Raw genomic sequence first — 22,463 nt, forward strand, 5'->3', positions numbered from 1 at the left:
TACGGATCGGACGAAAGAAAGTCCGAACGTGACGATAGAGTTTTGGCAAAATGCCATTAGTCAGGCGTTCTGCGTGCCGCGGTTTTTATAGGATAAAGGGTCGATGAGTAAAGTCAGTGTATTGGTGGTGGATGACGCCTCGTTTATTCGCGACCTGGTGAAGAAGTGCCTGCGCAACTACTTCCCGGGCATCAAGATCGAAGATGCGGTGAACGGTAAAAAGGCCCAGGCCATCCTGATGCGCGAAACCTTCGATCTGGTGCTGTGCGACTGGGAAATGCCGGAGATGTCCGGGCTTGAGCTATTGACCTGGTGCCGCGAACAGGCGCACCTCAAGGCCATGCCATTCGTGATGGTGACCAGCCGTGGCGACAAGGAAAACGTGGTCCAGGCGATCCAGGCCGGTGTATCCGGCTACGTCAGCAAGCCGTTCACCAACGAGCAGTTGCTGAACAAGGTCAAGCAGGCCCTGCACAAAATCGGCCGTCTCGACGCCTTAGTCGCCAGCGCACCGACCAAGATGAACTCGGCTTTCGGCAACGACTCGCTGAGCGCCCTGACCGGCGGCAAACCTGAAGCGGTCAAGGCCGCTCCGGTCGCGGCCGTGGCACCCAGCCGCGGCTTGCTCAACAGCCCACCCGTGCAAGCGGCGCCAGCGGCAGGGGCACCGGCAGGTGGTCGTGGCCAGGGCCAATTGCGCCTGTCCAGCGGCACCCAGCAGTGTGTGATCAAGGCGCTGAGCATCAAGGAGGCGCTGCTGGTGGTGCGTCGCGGTGAGGTCCTGCCCCAGGTACTGGAAAGTGCGGTACTCGACCTTGAGCAGGGCGACAACGCCGAAGTCGCGCGCCTCAACGGCTACCTGCACGCCATTGTGGCGTTCGAGCCCAAGCCCGACAGCGACTGGCTGCAACTGACCTTCCGGTTCATCGACCAGGATGCGCAGAAGCTTGACTACATCTCGCGCCTGATCGCGCGCGGCACGGCGCAGAAGCATTTTGTGCCGGGCGCCTGATCCTCGAGACAACTGAAAAATGTGGGAGGGGGCTTGCCCCCGATAGCGGTGTGTCAGCTAACGAATACTTGGCTGAAGGACTGCTATCGGGGGCAAGCCCCCTCCCACATTGGATCTCCATTGTGGCGTACAAAGTTGTCATGATCCGTTGCTAACCTGCCGCTCAGTCATCCCGGCAGGTTCACACCATGCTCATGCGCTTTTTGCTGTGCTGCGGGCTTGCAACGGTCGCCCTGTCGACCCAGGCCATGACCCTCTACAAATCCGTCGATGCCAATGGCCTGGTGTTTTTCAGCGACCGGTATACGCCTGGCGCCCAGGCGTTCGTGATCCGAGAGCGCAAGGTTGAGCGACCGATGCTTGTCGTGCCCAGGCCCGATCGTCCACAACAAGCTTACCGCTACCCCTTGCCTTGGCGCGGCGGTCCTTTCCGCCTGACCCAGGGCCCCAACGGCAGTTTCAGCCACACCGACGCCAAGAGCCGCTACGCCATGGACATTGCCATGCCTGAAGGCACGCCGATTATTGCCGCCCGCAGCGGTGTGGTGGTGAAGACCGAGAACGAGCAGGCCGGGCGGGGCAATGATGCGTCGGGGAATTTTGTGCGGGTGCGGCACGACGATGGCACCGAGGGCGTGTACCTGCATCTCAAGCGAGGGTCGGTCAGTGTGAGGGTAGGGCAACGCGTGGCAGTGGGGAGCCCGCTGGCGTTATCGGGCAATACCGGCAACAGCAGCGGGCCGCATCTGCACTTCGTGGTGCAGCGGCCCACCGAGGCGGGGCTGGTGTCGATCCCGTATGAATTCAACCAGCCCGTCGGCGCATTGCCCAATTTTGCATTGGGCAATTGACGGCAGGAGCGGGCAAGCCCGCGCCTGCGGTTAGTCGAGCAGTAACACCTTGGCCAGCACGATCTTCGGTCCTTTCATCTTCTTGATGATGATCCGCAAGCCCTCAACCTCCAGCACTTCTTCTTCTTCAGGCACCCGCTTGAGGGTGTCGTAGACCAGCCCGGCCAAGGTTTCAGCCTCGATGTGGTCCAGGTCGACGCCCAGCAGGCGTTCCACCTTGAACAGCGGCGTATCGCCCCGTACCAGCAGCTTGCCCGGCTGATAGGCGAGGATACCGCGCTCGGCCTTGCGGTGTTCGTCCTGAATATCGCCTACCAGCACTTCCAGCACGTCTTCCATGGTCAGGTAGCCGATGACCTTGCCGTCGGCTTCTTCCACCAGGGCGAAATGCGCGCCGCCCTTGCGGAACTGCTCCAGCAACTGTGACAACGGCATGTGCCGCGACACACGTTCCAGCGGGCGGGTCAGCTCGGCCAGGTTGAACGACTCGGGGAGGTGGTCCAGGGCCGCCAGTTCCAGCAGCAGGTCCTTGATGTGCAAAAGGCCGACAAACTCGTTGCGCACCGCGTCATACACGGGGTAACGGCTGAATTTGTGGCGACGGAACAGCGCGAGGATTTCCTTGAGGGGGGCGTTGAAGTCCAGGGTCACCAGGTCTTCCCGGGAGTTGGCCCAGTCCACCACTTCCAGCTCGCCCATTTCCACGGCCGACGCCAGCACGCGCATGCCCTGGTCGCTGGGGTCCTGGCCACGGCTGGAGTGCAGGATCAGCTTGAGTTCTTCGCGGCTGTAATGGTGCTCGTGGTGCGGGCCGGGTTCGCCTTGGCCGGCGATGCGCAGGATGGCGTTGGCGCTGGCGTTGAGCAGGTAGATCGCCGGGTACATGGCCCAGTAGAACAGGTACAGCGGCACGGCGGTCCATAGCGACAGCAACTCGGGTTTGCGGATCGCCCAGGACTTGGGCGCCAGTTCACCGACCACGATGTGCAGGTAGGAAATCACAAAGAACGCGGCAAAGAACGACACACCCTTGATCACTTCCGGCGATTCGACGCCCACGGCGCCCAGCAGCGGTTCGAGGATATGCGCAAAGGCCGGCTCACCGACCCAGCCCAGGCCCAGGGAGGCGAGGGTGATACCCAGCTGGCAGGCCGACAGGTAGGCGTCGAGCTGGCTGTGCACGGTGCGCAGGATCTGTCCGCGCCAGCCGTTGGTATGGGCGATGGCCTCGACCCGGGTGGAGCGCAATTTGACCATGGCGAACTCCGCTGCAACGAAAAATCCGTTGAGCAGTACCAGGACCAGTGCAAAAAGAATCATGCCGAAGTCGGCGAAGAGTGTGGCGAGGGTGATACCAGGGGAAGGGTCCATGATGGGGTTTTGCGGGTTCCGTGTGTTCAATTAGGGGTGACAGGAGGGCCTGAAAGGCAGACACAAGTGGGCCAATGTAGCGGCTGATGGGGCGCTTGCCTAGTGGTTGCTGCCAGGTGGGGTATGGAATGCACTCTCTAAGACAACACCGATCCACTGTGGGAGGTGGCTTGCCCCCGATGGCGGCGGGTCAGATATGAATGTGCTGCATGACACCCTGCCACCTATATCGGGGGCAAGCCCCTTCCCACAGTATTGGGTTTATTCGTCGGGGCTGAGGACTCGCGAGCGCGCCACCTGAGTCGGCGGAAAATGGCAGGTGAACGTACTGCCATGCCCCAGCACGCTGCTGATCTCCAGCCGCGCGCGATGGCGCAGCAGCACATGCTTGACGATGGCCAGGCCGAGGCCGGTGCCGCCGGTGTTGGAGTTGCGGCTGGAGTCGACACGGTAGAACCGTTCGGTGAGGCGCGGCAGGTGCTTGGCATCGATGCCGATGCCGGAGTCCTGCACGCTCAGGTGGGCGCCGTGTTCATCGGCCCACCAGCGGATGCGGATATTGCCCTTGTCCTGGGTGTATTTCACCGCATTGAACACCAGGTTGGAAAACGCGCTGCGCAATTCGCCTTCGCTGCCTTTGAGCAGGATCGACGGGTCGGCTTCCAGGGTGATCTGTTGCCCGCGTTGGCCGGACAGGGCCTGGGCGTCGTTCTTGATGGTCTGCAACAGGCTCTGCACCGCGACCGGCTGGTTGTCCGACGGGTAATCGGTGGCCTCCAGCTTGGCCAGCAACAGCAAGTCGTTGAGCAGGGTTTGCATGCGCGAGCCCTGTTGCTGCATCTGTTGCAGGGCGCGGCTCCAGCGCGGGTTGATCTCGTCGACATTGTCCAGCAGCGTCTCCAGGTAGCCGCAGATCACGGTCAATGGGGTACGCAGTTCGTGGGAGACGTTGGCGACGAAGTCCTTGCGCATCTGCTCCAGCTGGTGGATGCGTGTCACGTCACGCACCAGCATCAGGTGTTCGTTGTTGCCGTAGCGCGTCAGGTACAGCTGGATGCGCACGCGGTCGTTGGTGGGCGAGGGGATTTCCAGGGCTTCTTCGTAGTTCTCCTGTTCGAAGTACTCCTTGAAGCGCGGGTGGCGCACCAGGTTGGTCACCGGCTGGCCGCTGTCCTGGGGCGTCTTGAGGCCCAGCAGGGTCTCGGCGGCGCGGTTCCACCATTCCAGGTTGCCATCGCTGTCGAGCATGATCACCGCGTCCTTGAGCGCGGCGGTGGACTCCTGTACCCGGTCGATCACCGCTTGCAGGCGCCCGCGGACGCGTTGGTCGCGGCGTTGCAGGTGGTAGATGCTGTCGAACACCTCGCCCCACAGGCCGTAGCCGTCGGGTGGTGCTTCATCGGGTTTGTGCTGGCGCAACCATTCATGCAGGCGCAGCAATTGCTTGAGCGTCCAGCCCAGGTACAGGCCGATGCCAACAGCCAGGCTCCAGCCGTATTGACCGCTGACCAGGCCCACCAGCAGGCAGCCGGTGATCAACAGAAGCATGTGGCGGATCAGGGTGCCATGCCAGTTTTGATTCACTTGAACATGCGTCCTTGTCAGCTGTTAAGTCAGACTCTTAAATCAGGAAGTGGCTGGCTCAGCCCTTGGTGGAAAACCGATAGCCGGTGCCGCGCACGGTTTGTACCAGATTCTCGTAAGCGTCGCCCAAGGCTTTGCGCAGGCGACGGATGTGCACGTCCACGGTGCGCTCTTCCACATACACGTTGCCGCCCCACACCTGGTCCAGCAATTGGCCACGGGTGTAGGCGCGCTCCTGGTGGGTCATGAAAAATTGCAGCAGGCGGTATTCGGTCGGGCCCATCTCGGCAGGCTTGCCGTCGATGGTCACGCGGTGGCTGATCGGGTCCAGCAGCAGGCCGCCCACTTCGATCGGTGCTTCGCCATCGGTAGGACCGGCACGGCGCAGTACCGCTTTCAGACGAGCGACCAGCTCCCGTGGGGAAAATGGCTTGGTGATGTAGTCGTCGGCGCCGACTTCCAGGCCCTGGATCTTGTTGTCCTCTTCGCCCTTGGCGGTGAGCATGATGATCGGGATATCCCCGGTCAGCTCATCACGCTTGAGGCGGCGGGCCAGTTCGATACCGGAGGTGCCCGGCAGCATCCAGTCCAGCAGGATCAGGTCCGGCTTGCGGTCGACGATGATGGCATGGGCCTGCTGGGAGTTTTCCGCCTCCAGGCAGTCATAGCCGGCCATTTCCAACGCAACGGCGATCATCTCGCGAATGGGCGCTTCGTCGTCAACGATCAGAATGCTCCTGCCAACCATGCCTAAAATCCTCTTGTCATTTAACTGTCTTGCGCCGCATTAGATAACGGAATTATTGCAGTCGTGTGACAGTAATTTAGCCGCTTGGGCAATTCCCGCCCGTGTGGACTACGCTTTGAGTCCGAATCCTGACAACCACAAAAGGAAGGTTCCGATGACTTACAGTACTTTTTCCTGGAAAGCCTTGCTGGTAACGGTGGCGTTGACGCTGCCGACCCTGGCGTTTGCCGCAGAGCCGGCGATGACGAAAGATGGGGTGTTGGTGGATCACAAAGGCATGACGCTCTACACCTTCGCCAAGGATGCCGATGGCAAGTCCATGTGTAACGACAAGTGCGCTGCCAACTGGCCGCCGGTGATGGCCGAATCCACCGACAAGCCCATGGGCAAGTGGACCGTCATCACCCGAGACGATCAAAAGAGCCAATGGGCCTACAGCGGCAAGCCCCTCTATACCTTCGTCATGGACAAAAAGGCCGGTGACATGACCGGCGACGGCAAAATGGACGGGGCCTGGAAAGTCGCCAAGCCCTGATCCTGCTTCGTGGCTAAAACATCGCGGGTAGGCCCGCTCCCACCTTTTGATGTGTGAATACATTCAAACGTGGGAGGGGGCTTGCCCCCGATGAGGCCCGACCAGACACTGCAAACACCTCAGCGAAACGCGTAATCCGCCACAATCCCGACAAAAATCGCCAACCCGGCCCAGTGGTTGTGCAAAAACGCCTTGAAGCATTTCATCCGGTCCCTGTCGCGGGTGTACCAGAACTCCCAGGCAAAGCAGCCTGCCGCCGCCAGCAACCCCAGGTGGAACCAGCCCCCCAGCTCAAACCTTGCGCCGGCCAGCAACAGGCACAGCAGCGCCAGGCCTTGCAGGGTCAGGATGATCACCCGGTCAGCATCGCCGAACAGAATGGCCGTGGATTTGACGCCGATCTTCAGGTCGTCATCGCGGTCGGTCATTGCGTAATAGGTGTCGTAGCCCACCGTCCACAGCAGGTTGGCTATATACAGCAGCCAGGCGGTGGCGGGCAGGTGGCCGGTTTCGGCGGTGAACGCCATCGGCATGCCCCAGGAAAACGCCGCGCCCAACACCACCTGGGGATAATAGGTGTAGCGCTTCATGAACGGGTAGCTGGCCGCCAGTGCCAGGCCGCCCAGCGACAACCAGATGGTTGTGGCGTTGGTCAGCAGTACCAGCAGGAAGCTGATCAGCATCAGTACCGCAAAGAACACCAGGGCCTCTTTTGAACTGATCTTGCCGCTGGCCAGCGGGCGTTGCGCGGTGCGCTTCACATGGCCGTCGACCTTGCGGTCGGCCCAGTCGTTGATCACGCAACCGCCGGCGCGGGTCAGCACCACACCCAATACGAAAATCACGATGTTGAGGAGGGCCGGCGAGCCCTTGCCGGCGATCCACAGCGCCCACAGCGTCGGCCACAGCAACAGGTAGATGCCGATGGGCTTGTCCATGCGGGTCAACTGAATGAAATCCCAGGCCCTGGGGTTCAGGCGGTTCAAGGATTTGAGCAGACGTTGATACATCAGCAATTCTCCGGATGGTCATGCAGCGCGTGCCAGAAACTCGGCAGGAAGACTTCCGCCACCAGCACGCTCAGCGGCCCACGATCAAAGCGTGAGCGGCGTGCCCACAGCCCGTCGGCCTGGTCCGTGGTGGGCAGCCATTGGCGAGGGTAACGGCACACCTCGATGGCTTGGCGGGTGAACGCGTGATCGCAAAACAGCAATTCGCCCAGGGAGCGGCTGCCCAATTCGTCCATATGCAAGCCGTCGCCCTGCAATGCGCTGCGCGCCGCCACACTGCGGGCAAATACCCACGGTTGGCCATGCCCGCGCAAATACACCTCGCGCACCCAACCGATACTGGCCGGGGGCATGTGCAGCGCCGCGCATTCATCATCGCGCAGCGGCTGCCAGCCTTCGAACAGCGGCGTCACGCTGAAGCCATCGTTGGACAGCCACGTCAGCCGGCGCGTCAGCGAGCCTTCGTCGAACAGCCAGTCGAGGGTCACGGGCGCGGGCGCAGGGGTCAGAAGGCTCTGGGTCAGCCATTGGCAAACATCGGGAAGGGCGATTGAGTGCGGCACGGTGAGTCAGTATTGGCAGCAAAAGAGGCGGCGAGCTTACCATGGCGTCCTGACCTTTTGCCGGGCCGAGCCAGCGCCTTGCGTCGATCGAGCTTGCATCTCCCGGCCCCGATCAGTACAAAACGCCCTGAGCCGCGCGGCAACGCTGGATCCATCGACCGCCGGCCAACCTGCCTGGACCCTGAGGAAGCAAGTAAATGAAGAAGTGGCAATGTGTAGTCTGCGGCCTGATCTATGACGAAAAAGACGGCTGGCCGGATGATGGTATCGCTCCGGGCACCCTGTGGCAGGACGTCCCGGAAGACTGGCTGTGCCCGGACTGCGGCGTCGGCAAGATGGATTTCGAAATGATCGAAATCGGCTAATTTTCAGTTTCAGAACCGTACTACAAGGAGAAAGGAATGAACGCACCTGTCGTGATCATCGGCACAGGATTGGCCGGCTACAACGTGGCCCGGGAGTTTCGCAAGCTCGACAGCGAGACCCCATTGCTGCTGATCACCGCGGATGACGGGCGCTCCTACTCCAAGCCCATGCTCTCCACTGGCTTTGGCAAGAACAAGGACGCCGATGGCCTGAGCATGGCTGAACCGGGCGCGATGGCCGAGCAACTCAAGGCTGAAGTGCGCACCCACACACGCATCACTGGCATCGACCCAGGTCACAAGCGCCTGTGGATTGGCGAGGAAGCCGTGGCCTATCGCGACCTGGTCCTGGCCTGGGGCGCAGAAACCGTGCGGGTGCCGGTGGAAGGCGATGCATCCGAGCTGATTTTCCCCATCAACGACCTTGAAGATTACGCACGCTTTCGCACTGCGGCCGCCGGCAAGCGCCGCGTACTGCTGCTGGGCGCGGGCCTGATCGGCTGCGAATTCGCCAATGACCTGATCCTCGGCGGCTATGAAATCGACCTGGTCGCGCCCTGTGAGCAAGTCATGCCGACCCTGTTGCACCCCGCGGCGGCAGCGGCAGTGCAGGCGGGGCTGGAAGGCCTGGGGGCGCGTTTCCACCTGGGCCCGGTGCTCAATCGCCTGCAACGCACGGCAGACGGGCTTGAAGCCCACTTGTCCGACGGCGAGGTGGTCGCCTGTGACCTGGTGGTGTCAGCCATCGGCCTGCGCCCGCGCATCGACCTGGCGGCTGCCGCCGGCCTGCAAACCAACCGCGGGATCATGGTGGATCGCCACCTCAAGACCTCCCACGCCAATATCTACGCCCTGGGCGACTGCGCCGAAGTCGACGGCTTGAACCTGCTCTACGTCATGCCCCTGATGACCTGTGCCCGCGCCCTGGCCCAGACCCTGGCCGGCAACGCCACCGCCGTCAGTTACGGCCCGATGCCCGTCACCGTGAAGACCCCGGTCTGCCCGCTGGTGGTTTCGCCACCGCCACGGGGCGCCGAAGGGGTCTGGAGCGTCGAAGGCCAGGGCGCCGACATCAAGGCCCTGTGCCGCGACGCCAGCGGCCGCCTGCTGGGTTATGCGCTGACCGGCAGCGCCGTGATGGAAAAACTCGCCCTCAACAAAGAACTTCCGCCGTTGCTGGCGTAAATACCGGTCGTTCTGTCGGAATAAGCACATTTTTTACCCTAGAAAGGTCGCCGCGAGACTGGCGCGGCGTACGAGGGCATGCCATCCTCACTCCCGTCTGCCGCAGAGTAGAGCCTGCGGCGCTTTGGGCGCTGCTCCACAGACGAGCAGCACGGACATAACAACAAAAAACCGTCAAAGAGGCTTCATTTATGCGTAAACCAGAACTCGCAGCCGCCATCGCTGAAAAAGCGGATCTCACCAAAGAACAGGCCAACCGCGTCCTCAACGCCGTTCTCGAAGAAATCACCGGCGCCCTGCACCGCAAGGACAGCGTCACCCTGGTTGGTTTCGGCACCTTCCTGCAACGCCACCGTGGCGCCCGCACCGGCAAAAACCCGCAAACCGGTGAGCCTGTGAAAATCAAGGCGAGCAACACCGTTGCGTTCAAGCCGGGTAAATCGCTTAAAGACACCGTCAACGCGTAAGCAGTGCCGTCTCGACAGGGGGCGGGGTGGTAGGAAAAATGGGCACGCCGACTGGGTCGGGTGCCCATTTTTTGTGGACGGATATTGTGTGGTGGGGCAGCCAACCCCCTGTTTTTTGATCTTTATCTTAACTAATCAAAAAGTCATGGTGGCTGGTGATAGTGACCGGTCTGTTTTTCAGCAGATCGTTAATGATCGAGTGCTGAGCGTCGAATTCTTCCTTTAGCGTACGCTCCCAGACGGGGTCATCTTCTGTTTGCGCGTAGTGATCAATCAGATTAATGATCACCTCAAGGGCGTAGGCAAGGTTCTCCGTGTCGGTTGCGCTGTTAAGTGCAGAATTGAAACCCGCCAACGAATAGGTTTCGTGTGCCTCGGGTTCCTCATAGTTGGCAGCATACTCATCCATTGTGTCCAGCAGGTGTTGAAGTTTGTGCTGATAGGACGAGATGTTGCCTTGAAGAATAGAATCAACAATAGTTTCTTTGCTGTCGCTGATACCCAGTTTTTGCTGAATAACAGTCAGGGTATTTGGCAAGCTGAATAAGCCATTGACACACCAGGCCGATAAAAAAATAGTTTGCTTATCGGACAAATTTTTAAGGCTGTTCTGAATGAAGGCCTGATAGTTGTCTATCTCGTCGACGATATTAAACATCATGATTGTCCTGTAAGTTTTTAATCGAAAATGCCGCCGGAAGCATCCACATGAGGCTGGCAATTTGAACAGGATGCGTTGGTTTGTTTACCACCCCACGACACGCCCCATTTTTCGACTTTTGCACCTTCTGGCAGGTTTCTGATGATAACCCGTTCAGCATGGTTTTCCAGTTTCGCCTGTGTCGGGTCCGCGTTACTGCTTCGTACCTTCGTGCCTGACAATATGTTTTCAGGTGGTATACCCATTTCAGCGGCGAGTTTTCTTTGTGCAGGGGAGAGTGTGCCGCCGCTGCCAGCCACGTAATGTGTAGTTTTTCCATTGATCGTGACCTCCGCGATGGCGACGGTTGAATTCCGTTTGGCGAACGGATCTCTCGCCACGTCATGTATTTTTCGAGCCTTGGCACTGAGGGAGCAACTTAATCCCAGCGGGTCGATCCAGCCAATCGGATTGGGCGCGTACTGGTAGAGATTGAGTCCGCCTGCCAGCCCGATAGGGTCCCGGGTGGTAAACCGCCCTACATCAGGGTCGTAAAAGCGGAACGTGTTGTAGTGCAGACCGGTTTCTCTATCGAGGTACTGGCCTTGGTATCTCAGGTTTTGCCCTTCGATGTAATACGGTTCTTGCACTTCTTGGAGGGTATTGCCCCAAACTTTATAAGTGGCCTCCCAGACAGGGCTTCCGTCCGCTTCAGTCAGTTGTAGGGGCGATCCATTAACGTCGTTATGGTAATACCTGATTTTTTGCTGGTGACCGCGCCCATCGACACGCGCCAAAGGCTCGTATCCGCTGGTGGCATACAGGTATAAGCTTTTCTGACTGTTATGTTGCTCCTCGAGTAGTTTTAAACCGTCCCATAAGAACGTGGTTTTGTTTGTCTGAAACCCATTGCGCCACTCACATTTTTCCTGACGCCTGCCCAAAGGGTCATACTTCATGCAAATCACGGAGTCCCCAGCAGTACCGTGATTTCGAACTTCAATCAGGCGATGCTCAGCGTCGTATCTGAAGCTCTGTAGACCGCGTTGGCTGCTTCTTTTTTCGATCACCCGGCCAAATCCGTCGTAACGGAAGCGCTTGTCTTGATAGGTGATTAATTTGTTGTGTACGACCAGGCCTGCTCCTTGTTGCGACCCATCCAGCAGATTTGCCGCCGCGTCATAAGCGAATATTTCTGCTTGTCCTTGGATATCGCCCTGGCTGGCAATAATCCGCCCCGTAGCGTCGTAATGCAGAAGCTGGTGGCGCTGTCCCTTGGCGTGTTGATCTCGCTTTAAGGCCAGGTTGTTTGCGAGGTCGTATTCGAAGTTGCTTTGCTCTGCACTGGGCAACAGCGACGCCTGTTGCGTGTATCTGCGTTGACGAGACCTTAACCTGCCACTGCGGTCATACCCCAAGTAAGTACTGATCTGCCCCTGGGTACGCATGACTTCGCGATGCAAGCGGTCGCGCTCAAAGTCACTGATGATGACGCCGTCTAAGTTGATTTGATGGAGGTGGCCACTGCCGTAGAACAATCGATTTATCCAGCGTCCGTCGGGCAATTGGGTTTGTGTCAGGTTACCCAACTCATCGTAATGATGGCGCAAACTCCCAGCTGGGCTGGCCTCCTCCAGAAGTTGGCCGAGTGCATCATACGAAAAGCCCAGCGCTTGCGAATTGCCTTGGTGATCCGTAAACGTCACTGCGAGCAATTGGTTGAGTACGTCATAAACGTATTCGGTCCGGCCATCGTCGGTAACTTTAGCTGTCAGGCGCCCGATTGCATCCCGCTCCAGCCGGTGAACAATAGGTTTAGCCCTGGTGGGCGGTACAACTGAAAGCCCTGTGCCATAAAGTGCGGGCACAGATTCCACGCTGGCCAAGTTATCCAGCGTATCGTAGGCGTAGTACTTGGCACTGCCGTCGAGATCCTGCTGTTTCTCAAGCCGGTCACCGGCGTCCCAGGTAAACAGATAACGTTCGCCATTTTCATTGGTCAGCGCCTGCAGCCTCCCGAAGGCATCGTAGCCAAACTCGACCGTACGACCGTGGGCATCTGTGCGCTGTGACACCTGCCCGCGACGGTTGCGTCGATAGTGCGTGGTATGGCCGGCAGCGTTGGTGTGGCTGACCAATTGCCCGTTTGCATTGCGCTGAAAATAGTCCATCTGCCCGTCGGGTGATTGGCTGGTTAGCAGCCGTCCTTTGGCATCAACACTGAAATGGGAGCGTTCTCCCAGCGCATCGGTAATCGTCTGCAAAAAGCCACGTTCGTCATAGCTGAACCGTGTCGGGTAGCCCGAGCAGTCAATGTACTCAATGAGCTGGCCGAATTGATTCCAGCGCATTCGTTTGCTTTTGCCCGCGGCATCAATGATTTCTACGATCTGCCCATGAGCGTCATAACGGTACTGCGTGCTATAGCCCAATGGGTCAGTTTCTCGGATGCAGTTTCCGCGTGAGTCGTATTGATACGTCCAACTATTGCCCGCCGCATCAATTTGAAATCGAGGCAGCGCCCAATGCGGCAGCCACACGGTAGAGTCACTGCGTCCCAAGGGGTCGTGTTCGCCAATCAGGTTTCCCGAATCGTCATAGCTGAACGCATATCGCCCCCCTTTCGGATCGGTTGCACTGAGTAACTGACGCTCGTCATTCCACTCAAACAACCACGTCTGGCCCAAGTTGTCCGTGTAAGAGACAATTTGATGTTGGCTATTCCACAACCGGGTGCTGACACGCTGCAGGCTGTCGGTGATCCGAGTAATGCCCGCTTGCAGGTCATATTCAAATCTGTACTCGTCCCCTTCATCCGTCCAATGCCGGATAACCCTCCACTCCATCTGGTCAATCAACGCCCACTCATAGAAACAACGCAACCCTGTGGGCAACTGGTGTTCGACCATTCGCTGGCTGCTGTCATAAGCGAAACGTCTTTGAGTCTGGCCGGTAGCATCGCTGACGTGCGCCAGATCACCGGCTGCATCGAAGCTATAAAGGGCAAGGGGTTCTCGCCGGTGGTCGGGGTACACGCGGACAATCTGACAGACACGATTACGTTCGCGCGTCAGTTCAATCTGTATCAAGTCAAAGGTATCTCGCAGCCGAACCAGTTGACCTCGCTCGTCATAATCAAGATAAATCCGGTTGTCATTGCGGTCGCCCAATTGACTCAGGCGCAGAAATGCCGAGTCTCCAGGGGCGCTGTCGAACAGGCGGTACAGCCCGTCTTCACTCTCGATCAGCACCTGCCCGTTACGGTGACGTCGAATGCTCAAGCCCTCGCCGGCACTGAACATCGCAGTACCCAGCGGCATAGCCCCCAGATGGATGCGTCGTGCCTGTTCGTCGGTGTAGACCAGGTCTTCGCCACCATCTGGGTGAGGCAAGATTTCGATGCAGACCTCATACGAAACGCTCCATCCTGCGCCAAACATCCCGTTGCGACGTTTATCCCGGCTGTTATAAAAGCGTTGCCAAGTGATCGGCAGTATCCCTGGCAGTACGAAATCCATTTCGGTATTACCGCCCAGCACCTTTGCTCCCGTCGCCGCATGTACCGGATTAGGCGAGCCCATCGTTGCATTTGCCGCTGCCCCCATAGCCTGGCTGACCGCATAGGACGTGACTCCGCTAAGCAACATGCAAGGCAGGTCGCTCAGCGTCTTGCCCTTCGCTCCCTTGAGCATCATCAGCACTTCAATCGCCAACCCAACGCCTGGGGTTTTCCCGCTGCGAATCTCCTGTACCACCACCGTACCGCCGCCAATCGTGACATTCGGCGAGATCAGGCCCGAGGACACTACCGTCGCGTCGCACATGCTGCGGTCACCACTGCGCACGGCGGGCTGGCCGTTGATGGTTACTTTGTCGGAACCCTCCGCCAGAAGTTGCGGGGGCATCGGCGGATGACGGGCGCACAGGACCATATCGGTGAGGGCTGGAACGACACCAGGCGCGGGCGTGGCGACGGTCGGCCGCCATAGCTGCGAGAAGAAGCCCTCGGCCATATCCAGGAAGCCGGGCTCGGCTTGTGGCGCGGTGTCGGGTTCCGGCGGCGGGAGTTCAAGCTCCGTGCCTGCGGGCGCCACATGCGAGGGAATGGAGCCTGCCGCACGCGCAGCGGGGATGCTATTGACGAAAGTGTCGGCCGAGCCTACCGCAATCGTGGCTTCCACCACCGGTGGAAACAGCGCGTTGGCGAAACTCTCGCACATTTTACTGAGGCCCTTGTCGGCCCCCGTCTTGCTCATGGCCATGCCGACGACAATGCCGACTACCGCGCCGAGGATGCAGCCACCAATGCCGGCAGTAGCGACCGTCACACCAATCGCCGCCGCCACCGCAGCAGTCGCCAGAGCAGTGATCGCCACGTTGGCCGCCACCTCCAGCACACCGCCAAGAATGTCGGCCATCATGGAGGTGTGGGTCAGCGCATCGCCCATCCGGGCAGCCCATAACGCGTCAGACATGCGTGGTGCTCAGGGATGTGCCGATTCTATTGAGACTTTCCATAGTCAGTCAGCTGCCACTGTGTGGTTAAGGCATGCTCATCAATGCTGTTCTCATGCGCGGATCCTCAAGGCAGTCGACAGGCCGTACGTTGTCTTTGGCACAATCCGTCTTAGCCGTAGAAGTAATCGAAAAAACGTTCGAAGTTCTCCTCGCCCAGCAACGGGCTGACCTCTTTCGTCAGCAATTTTACAAATTTGGGGGAAAGCTCGTCGTCATCGTTGTAAATGTCAAAGATGTCGAATTTTCCGTGAACAATTTCGATAGTTTTGGCGAATGCCAAGAGGAAATCAGCCAGGGAGTTGGCAATCTTGAACGGCTCGACGACATCGTAGCTCGCCCACACTGGAGTCCCGGGAGTGTCCGTAACGGCGATAATCGGTTTTCCGCCGCCAATATCATCCATGAAAACCAGATACTGGGCAGGCCAATTCCCGTTTACCTGGGTCTTGTTCGAATCGCCATCCCATTTATAGCCAACTTGGCCGTCTTCCAAAGCGCTCAAGTTGAAGAAGCAGATCGGCGTCAGACCGGTTTCAACTTCAACATCAACTGGCTCACAGTTATCGTAGAAATAGTCGGTTTCTGCCGAGCGCGGTAACGTCTGCGGCCATTTTGCGTTGGCATGGCTGCTTTTTTCGAAGCTTCCTTCGATATCGAATTTTTTGTGGACGCGGCGCAACTCTTTAAATGCGTTGTCAAGGGCGCTCATGTTCTTCTCCAATGGATTATTTACCGCAGCCGGCTTTTCTGCCGGGTGTTCTAAGACGGTCGATCAATCGGCCTTTGCCTGAGTTGGCATAATTCTTTCGGTGCCCTTGAGGGCTGTTCAAATGTTCGTCCACACCACTTGGGTGTTTCGAGTTTTGCAAGAAAACAATGTTCCTCGGGTCACCTTTCCAGGCCTTGCCCAAGGCACCGTTACCTTCGACGCTGTTGATATGGTGACCGGTGTAGCCTGCTTTGGACATCTTAGAGTTCAGGCGAGCGTTGCTCTTTGTATTCTTGATCAGCTCGCGTTCCTCATCCGTCCAGTTTCGTGAGCCGCCACCGCGTAGAACCAGATCCCGTTCTTCGCCCCATGCCCTATTGATTGCCGTACCGCGGCCACCCGCTTTCGGGGTGACGGACGCCTTGGGTTTGTAACGTATCAAATCCTCAGGATTCAAGCCGTAGGGGTCGATCCAGGTCAGTGGATTTGTCGAATACAGGTAAAGGTTCAGCCCCCCTGCAAGGCCGATAGGGTCGGGGGTAGTGAAGCGGCCGATATCCGGATCGTAGAAACGGAATGTGTTGTGATGCAAGCCGGTTTCACGGTCCAGGTACTGGCCCTGAAACCTCAGGTTTTGTTCTTCGATGTAGTAGGGTTCACGAATTTCCTGAACCGTGTTTCCCCAAATTCGATAGCTGGCTTGCCAGACGGTCTGACCTTCAGCTTCCGAGAGCAGTTCGGGCAGACCGTTTAGGTCATTGTGGTAATAGCGAACTTTCTGCTGGATGCCACTGCCATCAACGCGAGCGAGAGGTTCGTGACTATCGTCCCCGTATATGTAAAGGCTGGTCTGGGCGTGCTTGTGTTCTTGCAGCAGGCGCAGTCCATCCCAAGTAAAGCGGGTCTCGCTCAACAAATAGCCATTCCCGTCGTAGGTCGCCTTGGCAGTTCTTCGTCCTATAGGGTCGTAGGTCATTTTTACGACAGACCGCTGCCCGCCGTGCTCATTGTGGACCTCAATCAAGCGATGTTCGGCGTCATAGGCAAAGCGCTGGATGCCGCGATTTGCGCTGCGTTTTTCGATCATTCGACCGAAACCGTCGTAACGATAACGTTTGTCCTGATACGTCAGGACCTTGTTGTGCTGTACCAGCCCGGCACCAGGTTGCGGAGCATCCAGAAGGTTCGCAGCTGCATCATAGGAATAGGTTTCGCGTTGGCCTACGAGATTGTCTTGGCTAGCGACCACCCGGTCGGTTGCGTCGTAGTGCAGCAGTTGCCTGCGTTGGCCGCTCGGCGTCTGCTCGAGCTTGCCAATCAGGTTGTCGCTGGGGTCATACTCGAAATGCTTTTGTACCGCAGCAGGAAGTACCGATGCTCGAGTGATCTGACCTCGTTCACGGGAGCGCAATCGCCCACAACGGTCATAGTGATGACGCGTGCTGAGATGTCCTTGGGTACGCAGTACTTCGCGGTGCAGGCGATCGCGCTCGAAGTCGCTGATAACCTGACCGTCGAGATTTATTTGATGGAGGTGCCCACTGCCGTAGTGCAAGCGGTTGAGCCAGCGCCCGTCGGGAAGGCGAGTCTGACTCAGGTTGCCGAGCTCGTCATAGTTATGTTGCAGGGTGCCAGTCGCGCTTTTCTCTTCGATCAGTTGACCAACGCTGTCGTAGTCAAAGTTGATCGCTTGTTGCCTGCCGGCATTGTCGGTAAATGTGACGGCCTTGAGTTGATCCAGCGAGTCGTAGGTGTATTCCGTTCGTCCATCATCAGTGATCTTGACCCGCAGGCGGCCAACAGCGTCGCGCTCAAAGCAATGCACGATGGATGCTTCGGGAGTTACAGGGACTGATGCCATTCCGCTGCCCAGAGGGGCAGGAATAGATTCCATCCGCTTAATGTTGTTCAGTGCGTCGTAATGATAGCGGCGCACGCTACCGTCCAGGTCCTGCTGCTCAGCCACGCGGTCGTTGGCGTCCCAGGAGAAACGGTACCGCTCACCGTTTTCGTTGCACAGAGTTTTAAGGCGGCCATAGCGGTCGTATTCAAAGTTGACTTGGCGGCCGTGCGCATCAAGCCGCTGACTGACCTGTCCCTGGCGATTGCGTTGATAGTAGGTAGAGTGCCCGGAGAAGTCGGTATGTGCGATCAGTTGACCGCTGGTGTCGCGTTGAAAGTGTTCAATGCGTCCATCAGGCAGCTGAGTACTCAGCACCAGGCCCCGAGCATCGTAAACAAACGTTGTGCGCTCACCCAATGCATCGGTGACAGCCTGCAAATAGCCTCTTTCGTCATACTTGAAACGGGTCGGGTAACCTGAGCAGTCAATATGCTCAATAAGTTGGCCGAATGGGTTCCAGCGCATCCTTTTGCTTTTTCCCGCTGCGTCGATGACCTCCACCAACTGCCCGTGATCGTCATAGCGATACTGCGAAACATGACCCTGCGGGTCCGTTTCAGCAATGCAGTTACCTCGCTGGTCATAACGTAAGTGCCAGGTGTTGCCTTCGCTGTCCGTGCCAGATACTGGTAAAGCCCAATGCTCAAGCCACGTAGTGGATTCGCTGCGGCCCAGCGGGTCGGTCTCGCCGATCAGGTTGCCAGCGTCGTCGTAGCTGTATGCAAAGCGCCCGCCCAGCGGATCGGTGGCGCTGAGCAATTGGCGCTCGTCGTTCCACTCGAACAGCCATGTTTGCGCGAGGTTGTCGCAGTAGCGAACGATCTGGTGCTGGGTGTTCCAGTGGCGGGTACTGACGCGTTGCAAGCCGTCGGTAATGCGCGTGATACCGGCCTGCAAGTCATAGTCGAACTGGTAGGCGTCGCCTTCGTCGGTCCAGTGCCGGACCACGCGCCATTCCACGTCTTCAACCAAGGCCCATTCGTAGAAACAGCGCAGACCGGTAGGTAACTGGTGCTCCACCATGCGCCGACCACTGTCGTAGCAGAAGCGCCGCTGCACCTGGCCAGTGGCATCGCGGACCTCCGCCAGGTTGCCAGTAGCGTCGTAGCCGTAACTGACGAGCACTTCGCGGCGTTGATCGGGGTAAAGACGTTCGAGCCGCATCACGTGGCCTTGATCGCGGATCAACTCCACTTGCACCAGATCGAATGTATCGCGCAGCCGAATCAGTCGCCCGGCTTCGTCATAATCGACATGGATACGGTTGTCGTTGCGGTCGCCGAGCTGGCTGAGGCGCAGCAATGAAGGGTTGGCAGAGGGTTCAAACAAGCGATACAGCCCGTCATCGCTCTCTATCAGCAATTGCCCGTTGAGGTGTCGGCGCACGGCCAGCCCCTCACCGGCGCTGAACACCGCGCCGCCCAGGGGAATACTGCCCATGTCGATAGGCCGACCCTGTTCATCGGTGTAGACCAGCGTTTCGCCGCCCTCGGGATGGGGACGAATTTCGACGCACACCTCATACGGCACGCTCCAGCCCGCGCCGAACAAACTGCCCGTGCGTTCGTCGCGGCTGTTGTAGAAACGTTGCCAATCAATCGGCAGGATGCCCGGCAGTACGAAATCCAGCTCATTATCGCCGCCCAACACCTTGGCACCGGTGGCAGCATGCACCGGGTTCGACGAGCCCATGGCCGCATTGGCCATCGCCCCCATCGCACTGCTCACGGCCATCGAGGTCGCACCGCCGATCAACATGCACGGCAGCTTGCTGAAGAACTTGCCCTTGCCGCCCTTGAGCATCAACAACGCGGTGACCGCCAGCCCCACACCCGGCGTCTTGCCGCTGCGAATCTCGCGCACCACCACCGAGCCGCCACCAATGGTCACGTTGGATGAAATCAACCCGGACGACACCACGGTCGCATCGCACGTACTGCGATCACCGCTGCGCACCGCCGGCTGGCCGTTGATCGTGACCTTGTCCGAGCCCTCGGCCAGAAACTGCGGTGGCATCGGTGGATGCTTCATGCAGGTGACCAGATCCAGCGGCTTGGGTACGGCGCCCGGCGCCGGGGTGGCAACCGTGGGCCGCCACATCTGCGAGAAGAAGCTTTCGGCCATGTCGAGGTAACTGGCTTCGGGCTCTGGCTGGGGGGCTTCCAGCTCGGTACCGGCCGGCGCTACATGGGAGCTGATCGCCCCGGCGGCGCGGGCGGCAGGAATGCTGTTGGTCAGGGTATCGGTGGAGCCGGTCAGAATGTTGGCCTGCACCGTGGGCGGAAACAGCGCGTTGCTGAAGCTATCGCATAAATTCGTGAGCCCTTTGTCCGCCCCTGTCTTGCTCATGGCCAGGCCGACAATCGTGCCCACCACCGCGCCCAGCAGGAAGCACCCCAGCCCGCCGGTGGCGACGGTAATACCGGTGGCCGCGACCACGGCAGCAGTCGCCACGGCGGTGATTGCGATATTGGCCGCCACCTCCAGCACCCCGCCGAGGATGTCAGCCATCATCGAGGTGTGGGACAGCGCATCGCCCATCCGGGCCGCCCATAACGCGTCAGACATGCAGGTAGCTCATCAAGAAATCGCGTCGAACGACAGCGAGTTTTTGATCAATGCCCAATGCGCCGCCTCGGCATCACCCAGCTTGTCCGCCTTCACATAACTCAACGCGAGCATCTTGCGTGTGCCCGGTATCACCAGGGCCAACTGATACTGAAACACCTTGTCATTGCCCTTGTTGAACTGGCTGCGCAGCTCGATGCCTTCGACCTCTTGCGCGGCGCCCAGGCGCACATCCACACCCGGTTGATAGCGCAAGTCCTGCACCTGTTTTTCCAGGCGCTGGAGCTGGTCGTTGAAGTTGCTGTGCAGGGTTTCGCCCTCGGCGAGCAGGCTGCGGCTGACGATCAGGGAGGTGCCCAGTTCGGGGAACTTGAGGATGTTGATCGTCGCGTCCTGCAACTCACTGGCGGGCAGTTGAAACTGGAATTCGTTGATTCGGTACGTCATGGAAAACAGGTCTCGTCAGGAGCTTTTAGGCGCGGGAAACGCGGCTTTGATATTGGCGTCGATGGCGCCTTTCTGGCCCTGGCCATCGGGCGTGGCGCCGGGGCCGCCGCCGTTGTTCAGGTGCAGCACGCCGCCGGTATTGAACTCGGCATCGCCACTGGCGTAGAAACTGATTTGCACGCCAGTCAGGTTGATCTGCCCGCTGGCGTTGAGCTCCAGGATGCTTTCACCGCAGACCAGGCGCAGGTTTTCACCGACTTCGATGACGTAGCTCTGGCTGATGCTGTCGGTCTTCCTCTGGCCCACCGAGAGGATGTCTTCCTGCTTGACGATGCGCAGGCGGTTGTTGCCGATGGTCACCGTCTCGTTGTGCCCGATGCTCTTGTTGCGGTCATGCCCCACCGAGTGACTTTCGTCCACTTCGACGACGATGTCCTGGTTACGCTCGGCATGGATGTACAACTGCTCCAATCCCTTCTTGTCCTCCATGCGGATTTCATTGAAATTGGCCGGCGTGCCGCCCTTGCTCGAGCGGCTCTTCATGCCGCTCTGGGTCGCATTTTCCGGCAGGTCGTAGGGCACCGTCTGCTCCGCGTTGTACACCCGCCCGGTGATGATCGGCCGGTCGGGATCACCTTCCAGAAAGCTCACAATCACTTCCTGGCCGATGCGTGGAATCTGCATCGAGCCCCAGTTCTTGCCGGCCCAGGATTGCGAGACGCGTATCCAGCACGAGCTGTTTTCGTTGGATTGGTCGTGACGGTCCCAGTAGAAGTGCACCTTCACGCGGCCGTACTGGTCGGTCCAGATTTCCTCGCCTTTGGGGCCCACCACCAGCGCGGTCTGCGGGCCTTTGACGATCGGGCGGTGGGTGCTCGCCAGTGGGCGGAAGCTTTGCTGGGCGTCGATGCAGGTCAGGCTGCTTTCGAACTGCGCCGCGCCTGAACCGCCGCCGCTTTCCAGGCTTTCCTGGACGATGTAGTAACGGCAGCCGACGATCAGGTATTCGCGGTTCTGGTCCTGGCGGCTGAAGCCGGCGAGGCTGAACAGGTGGCCGGCCCCCAGGCCGCGGGCGTTGCCGCTGAACTCGATCTGCTCATGCAGGGTTTGCAGGGCTTCGATGCGGGTACGTGCGTAGTGTTCGCCGTCTGCGCTTTGCACGTAGGTGCCGGGGTAGTCGTACAGCGGGTAGTCGCCCGCGGTGTGCGGGCGCGGCATGGCCGAGCGCACGTCGATGCTCGCGCTGGGGCGCTGGAAGTCGTAGTCGTTGAGCTCCAGCGAGCCCGGCTGCACTTGCTGCGCCAGGTGCCAGTTGTGCATGTGGTCGCGTTCGCGTTGCTGCTCGTCCTTGGGGTAGTAGGGGATCGACGCGTAGCCCGGCACCGTAGTGTGGGCGCCATAGGCATCGGCCAGCACCAGCACATGGCGGTCCTGCTCATGGCGGAAGAAGTAGTAGATGCCTTCCTGTTCCATCAGGCGGCTGACGAAATCGAAACTGGTCTCGCGGTACTGCACGCAGTATTCCCACTCGCGATACGGCCGGCTCAGGGCGTCTTCGAAGTCGGAAAAGCCCAGGTCGCGGAACACCTGCTTGATGATCTGCGGGATGCTCAGGTTCTGGAAAATCCGGCAATCGGACGTACGGCTGAGCAGCCACAGCCATGGGCGTAGCGTCACCTGGTAACTGGCAAACTGGCCCTGGTCGATGCTCTGGCTGCACTGCGCGACGATGCCGTGGAAGTGCCGTTCGCCACCGTCCGCCAGTTGCAGGCCCACGCTCATCGGCTTGCCGAGCAACTGGTTGAGGTCGATGTTGGCGTCCAGGGACGTCAGTTGCAGCTCGTAGGTGAACAGGCGCCCCAGCTCTTCGCCGCCGCCCATTTCATTGAGCAGCAGCACATCCGGCCCGAGGGGGCTGGTGATCTTGGCCAGGCGTGAGGCTTGGTTGAATAGCATCGAAGTACCCTAATAACTGAAGGAACCCAGT

General features: G+C 59.2%; 17 protein-coding genes. 6 read left to right on the forward strand and 11 right to left on the reverse strand.

Translation table 11 applies throughout. The annotated features are described in order from the left end of the window. Positions 1–103: 103 nt before the first annotated feature. A complete protein-coding gene (locus tag A7317_RS29510) occupies positions 104–1,012 on the forward strand; it encodes a response regulator (RefSeq protein WP_069077344.1) in 909 nt (302 codons plus the stop codon). 188 nt (positions 1,013–1,200) lie between these two features. Further along, positions 1,201–1,863 carry a M23 family metallopeptidase gene (locus tag A7317_RS29515; RefSeq protein ID WP_069077345.1) on the forward strand — a complete coding sequence of 221 codons (663 nt, stop codon included), beginning with the start codon at positions 1,201–1,203 and terminating at the stop codon, positions 1,861–1,863. A gap of 30 nt (positions 1,864–1,893) precedes the next feature. Here A7317_RS29515 and A7317_RS29520 read toward each other — a convergent pair whose 3' ends face one another. From A7317_RS29520 to phoB, 3 genes are all read right to left on the reverse strand, one after another. Then, entirely contained in the window at positions 1,894–3,234 is a 1,341-nt protein-coding gene (locus tag A7317_RS29520) for a hemolysin family protein (protein ID WP_024078148.1), read from the reverse strand. Between the two features lie 261 nt (positions 3,235–3,495). Then, on the reverse strand, positions 3,496–4,782 hold the full coding sequence (gene phoR, locus A7317_RS29525) for a phosphate regulon sensor histidine kinase PhoR (protein ID WP_206379746.1): 1,287 nt from the start codon (positions 4,780–4,782) through the stop codon (positions 3,496–3,498). 94 nt (positions 4,783–4,876) lie between these two features. Further along, positions 4,877–5,566: a phosphate regulon transcriptional regulator PhoB gene (gene phoB, locus A7317_RS29530; protein ID WP_003176964.1), complete on the reverse strand. Its 690-nt coding sequence runs from the start codon at positions 5,564–5,566 to the stop codon at positions 4,877–4,879. 154 nt (positions 5,567–5,720) lie between these two features. Here phoB and A7317_RS29535 point away from each other — a divergent pair, with 154 nt between their 5' ends. Next, the gene (locus A7317_RS29535; protein WP_069077346.1) at positions 5,721–6,101 is read left to right on the forward strand and encodes a hypothetical protein; all 381 of its coding nucleotides are present in this window, start codon (positions 5,721–5,723) and stop codon (positions 6,099–6,101) included. A 119-nt stretch (positions 6,102–6,220) separates the two neighbouring features. On the opposite strand, the gene ubiA is transcribed toward A7317_RS29535, so the two are convergent. Together ubiA and A7317_RS29545 are read right to left on the reverse strand one after the other, a co-directional pair. Further along, a complete protein-coding gene (gene ubiA, locus A7317_RS29540; protein ID WP_069077347.1) occupies positions 6,221–7,111 on the reverse strand; it encodes a 4-hydroxybenzoate octaprenyltransferase in 891 nt (296 codons plus the stop codon). Further along, the gene (locus A7317_RS29545) at positions 7,111–7,674 is read right to left on the reverse strand and encodes a chorismate--pyruvate lyase family protein (protein ID WP_024078144.1); all 564 of its coding nucleotides are present in this window, start codon (positions 7,672–7,674) and stop codon (positions 7,111–7,113) included. Before A7317_RS29545 ends, ubiA begins: the two co-directional genes overlap by 1 nt. Before the next feature lie 197 nt (positions 7,675–7,871). On the opposite strand from A7317_RS29545, the gene A7317_RS29550 reads away from it, so the two are divergent. From A7317_RS29550 to A7317_RS29560, 3 genes are all read left to right on the forward strand, one after another. Further along, positions 7,872–8,039 carry a rubredoxin gene (locus tag A7317_RS29550; RefSeq protein ID WP_003213373.1) on the forward strand — a complete coding sequence of 56 codons (168 nt, stop codon included), beginning with the start codon at positions 7,872–7,874 and terminating at the stop codon, positions 8,037–8,039. A 36-nt stretch (positions 8,040–8,075) separates the two neighbouring features. Next, positions 8,076–9,224 carry an NAD(P)/FAD-dependent oxidoreductase gene (locus A7317_RS29555; RefSeq protein WP_069077348.1) on the forward strand — a complete coding sequence of 383 codons (1,149 nt, stop codon included), beginning with the start codon at positions 8,076–8,078 and terminating at the stop codon, positions 9,222–9,224. A 191-nt stretch (positions 9,225–9,415) separates the two neighbouring features. After that, on the forward strand, positions 9,416–9,691 hold the full coding sequence (locus A7317_RS29560) for an HU family DNA-binding protein (protein WP_003176958.1): 276 nt from the start codon (positions 9,416–9,418) through the stop codon (positions 9,689–9,691). Between the two features lie 127 nt (positions 9,692–9,818). Here A7317_RS29560 and A7317_RS29565 read toward each other — a convergent pair whose 3' ends face one another. From A7317_RS29565 to A7317_RS29590, 6 genes are all read right to left on the reverse strand, one after another. After that, positions 9,819–10,349 (reverse strand): hypothetical protein, encoded by a 531-nt coding sequence (locus tag A7317_RS29565; protein WP_024078142.1) that lies wholly within the window; start codon positions 10,347–10,349, stop codon positions 9,819–9,821. Positions 10,350–10,369: 20 nt separating this feature from the next. After that, positions 10,370–14,806, reverse strand: a complete 4,437-nt coding sequence (locus tag A7317_RS29570) for an RHS repeat-associated core domain-containing protein (protein ID WP_024078141.1) — start codon at positions 14,804–14,806, stop codon at positions 10,370–10,372. Positions 14,807–14,958: 152 nt separating this feature from the next. Next, the gene (locus A7317_RS29575; protein ID WP_024078140.1) at positions 14,959–15,558 is read right to left on the reverse strand and encodes a hypothetical protein; all 600 of its coding nucleotides are present in this window, start codon (positions 15,556–15,558) and stop codon (positions 14,959–14,961) included. Positions 15,559–15,574: 16 nt separating this feature from the next. Then, a complete protein-coding gene (locus A7317_RS29580; RefSeq protein WP_237141784.1) occupies positions 15,575–20,029 on the reverse strand; it encodes an RHS repeat-associated core domain-containing protein in 4,455 nt (1,484 codons plus the stop codon). A 12-nt stretch (positions 20,030–20,041) separates the two neighbouring features. Next, on the reverse strand, positions 20,042–20,476 hold the full coding sequence (locus A7317_RS29585) for a DcrB-related protein (protein ID WP_024078138.1): 435 nt from the start codon (positions 20,474–20,476) through the stop codon (positions 20,042–20,044). A 15-nt stretch (positions 20,477–20,491) separates the two neighbouring features. Next, positions 20,492–22,432 (reverse strand): type VI secretion system Vgr family protein, encoded by a 1,941-nt coding sequence (locus A7317_RS29590; protein ID WP_069077349.1) that lies wholly within the window; start codon positions 22,430–22,432, stop codon positions 20,492–20,494. Between the last annotated feature and the right edge of the window lie 31 nt (positions 22,433–22,463).

The sequence above is a fragment of the Pseudomonas fluorescens genome (assembly GCF_001708445.1).
Classification (GTDB): domain Bacteria; phylum Pseudomonadota; class Gammaproteobacteria; order Pseudomonadales; family Pseudomonadaceae; genus Aquipseudomonas; species Aquipseudomonas gorinensis.

Bases quoted from the DNA above. Each gene is read 5' to 3' on its own strand.
- A7317_RS29585 (WP_024078138.1), bottom strand. From the start codon at position 20,476: ATGACGTACCGAATCAACGAATTCCAGTTTCAACTGCCCGCCAGTGAG.
- phoR (WP_206379746.1), bottom strand. From the start codon at position 4,782: ATGCTTCTGTTGATCACCGGCTGCCTGCTGGTGGGCCTGGTCAGCGGT.
- ubiA (WP_069077347.1), bottom strand. From the start codon at position 7,111: ATGTATCAACGTCTGCTCAAATCCTTGAACCGCCTGAACCCCAGGGCC.
- A7317_RS29515 (WP_069077345.1), top strand. From the start codon at position 1,201: ATGCTCATGCGCTTTTTGCTGTGCTGCGGGCTTGCAACGGTCGCCCTG.
- A7317_RS29550 (WP_003213373.1), top strand. From the start codon at position 7,872: ATGAAGAAGTGGCAATGTGTAGTCTGCGGCCTGATCTATGACGAAAAA.
- A7317_RS29565 (WP_024078142.1), bottom strand. From the start codon at position 10,349: ATGTTTAATATCGTCGACGAGATAGACAACTATCAGGCCTTCATTCAG.
- A7317_RS29575 (WP_024078140.1), bottom strand. From the start codon at position 15,558: ATGAGCGCCCTTGACAACGCATTTAAAGAGTTGCGCCGCGTCCACAAA.
- A7317_RS29560 (WP_003176958.1), top strand. From the start codon at position 9,416: ATGCGTAAACCAGAACTCGCAGCCGCCATCGCTGAAAAAGCGGATCTC.
- phoB (WP_003176964.1), bottom strand. From the start codon at position 5,566: ATGGTTGGCAGGAGCATTCTGATCGTTGACGACGAAGCGCCCATTCGC.
- A7317_RS29590 (WP_069077349.1), bottom strand. From the start codon at position 22,432: ATGCTATTCAACCAAGCCTCACGCCTGGCCAAGATCACCAGCCCCCTC.
- A7317_RS29535 (WP_069077346.1), top strand. From the start codon at position 5,721: ATGACTTACAGTACTTTTTCCTGGAAAGCCTTGCTGGTAACGGTGGCG.
- A7317_RS29580 (WP_237141784.1), bottom strand. From the start codon at position 20,029: ATGTCTGACGCGTTATGGGCGGCCCGGATGGGCGATGCGCTGTCCCAC.
- A7317_RS29570 (WP_024078141.1), bottom strand. From the start codon at position 14,806: ATGTCTGACGCGTTATGGGCTGCCCGGATGGGCGATGCGCTGACCCAC.
- A7317_RS29510 (WP_069077344.1), top strand. From the start codon at position 104: ATGAGTAAAGTCAGTGTATTGGTGGTGGATGACGCCTCGTTTATTCGC.
- A7317_RS29555 (WP_069077348.1), top strand. From the start codon at position 8,076: ATGAACGCACCTGTCGTGATCATCGGCACAGGATTGGCCGGCTACAAC.
- A7317_RS29520 (WP_024078148.1), bottom strand. From the start codon at position 3,234: ATGGACCCTTCCCCTGGTATCACCCTCGCCACACTCTTCGCCGACTTC.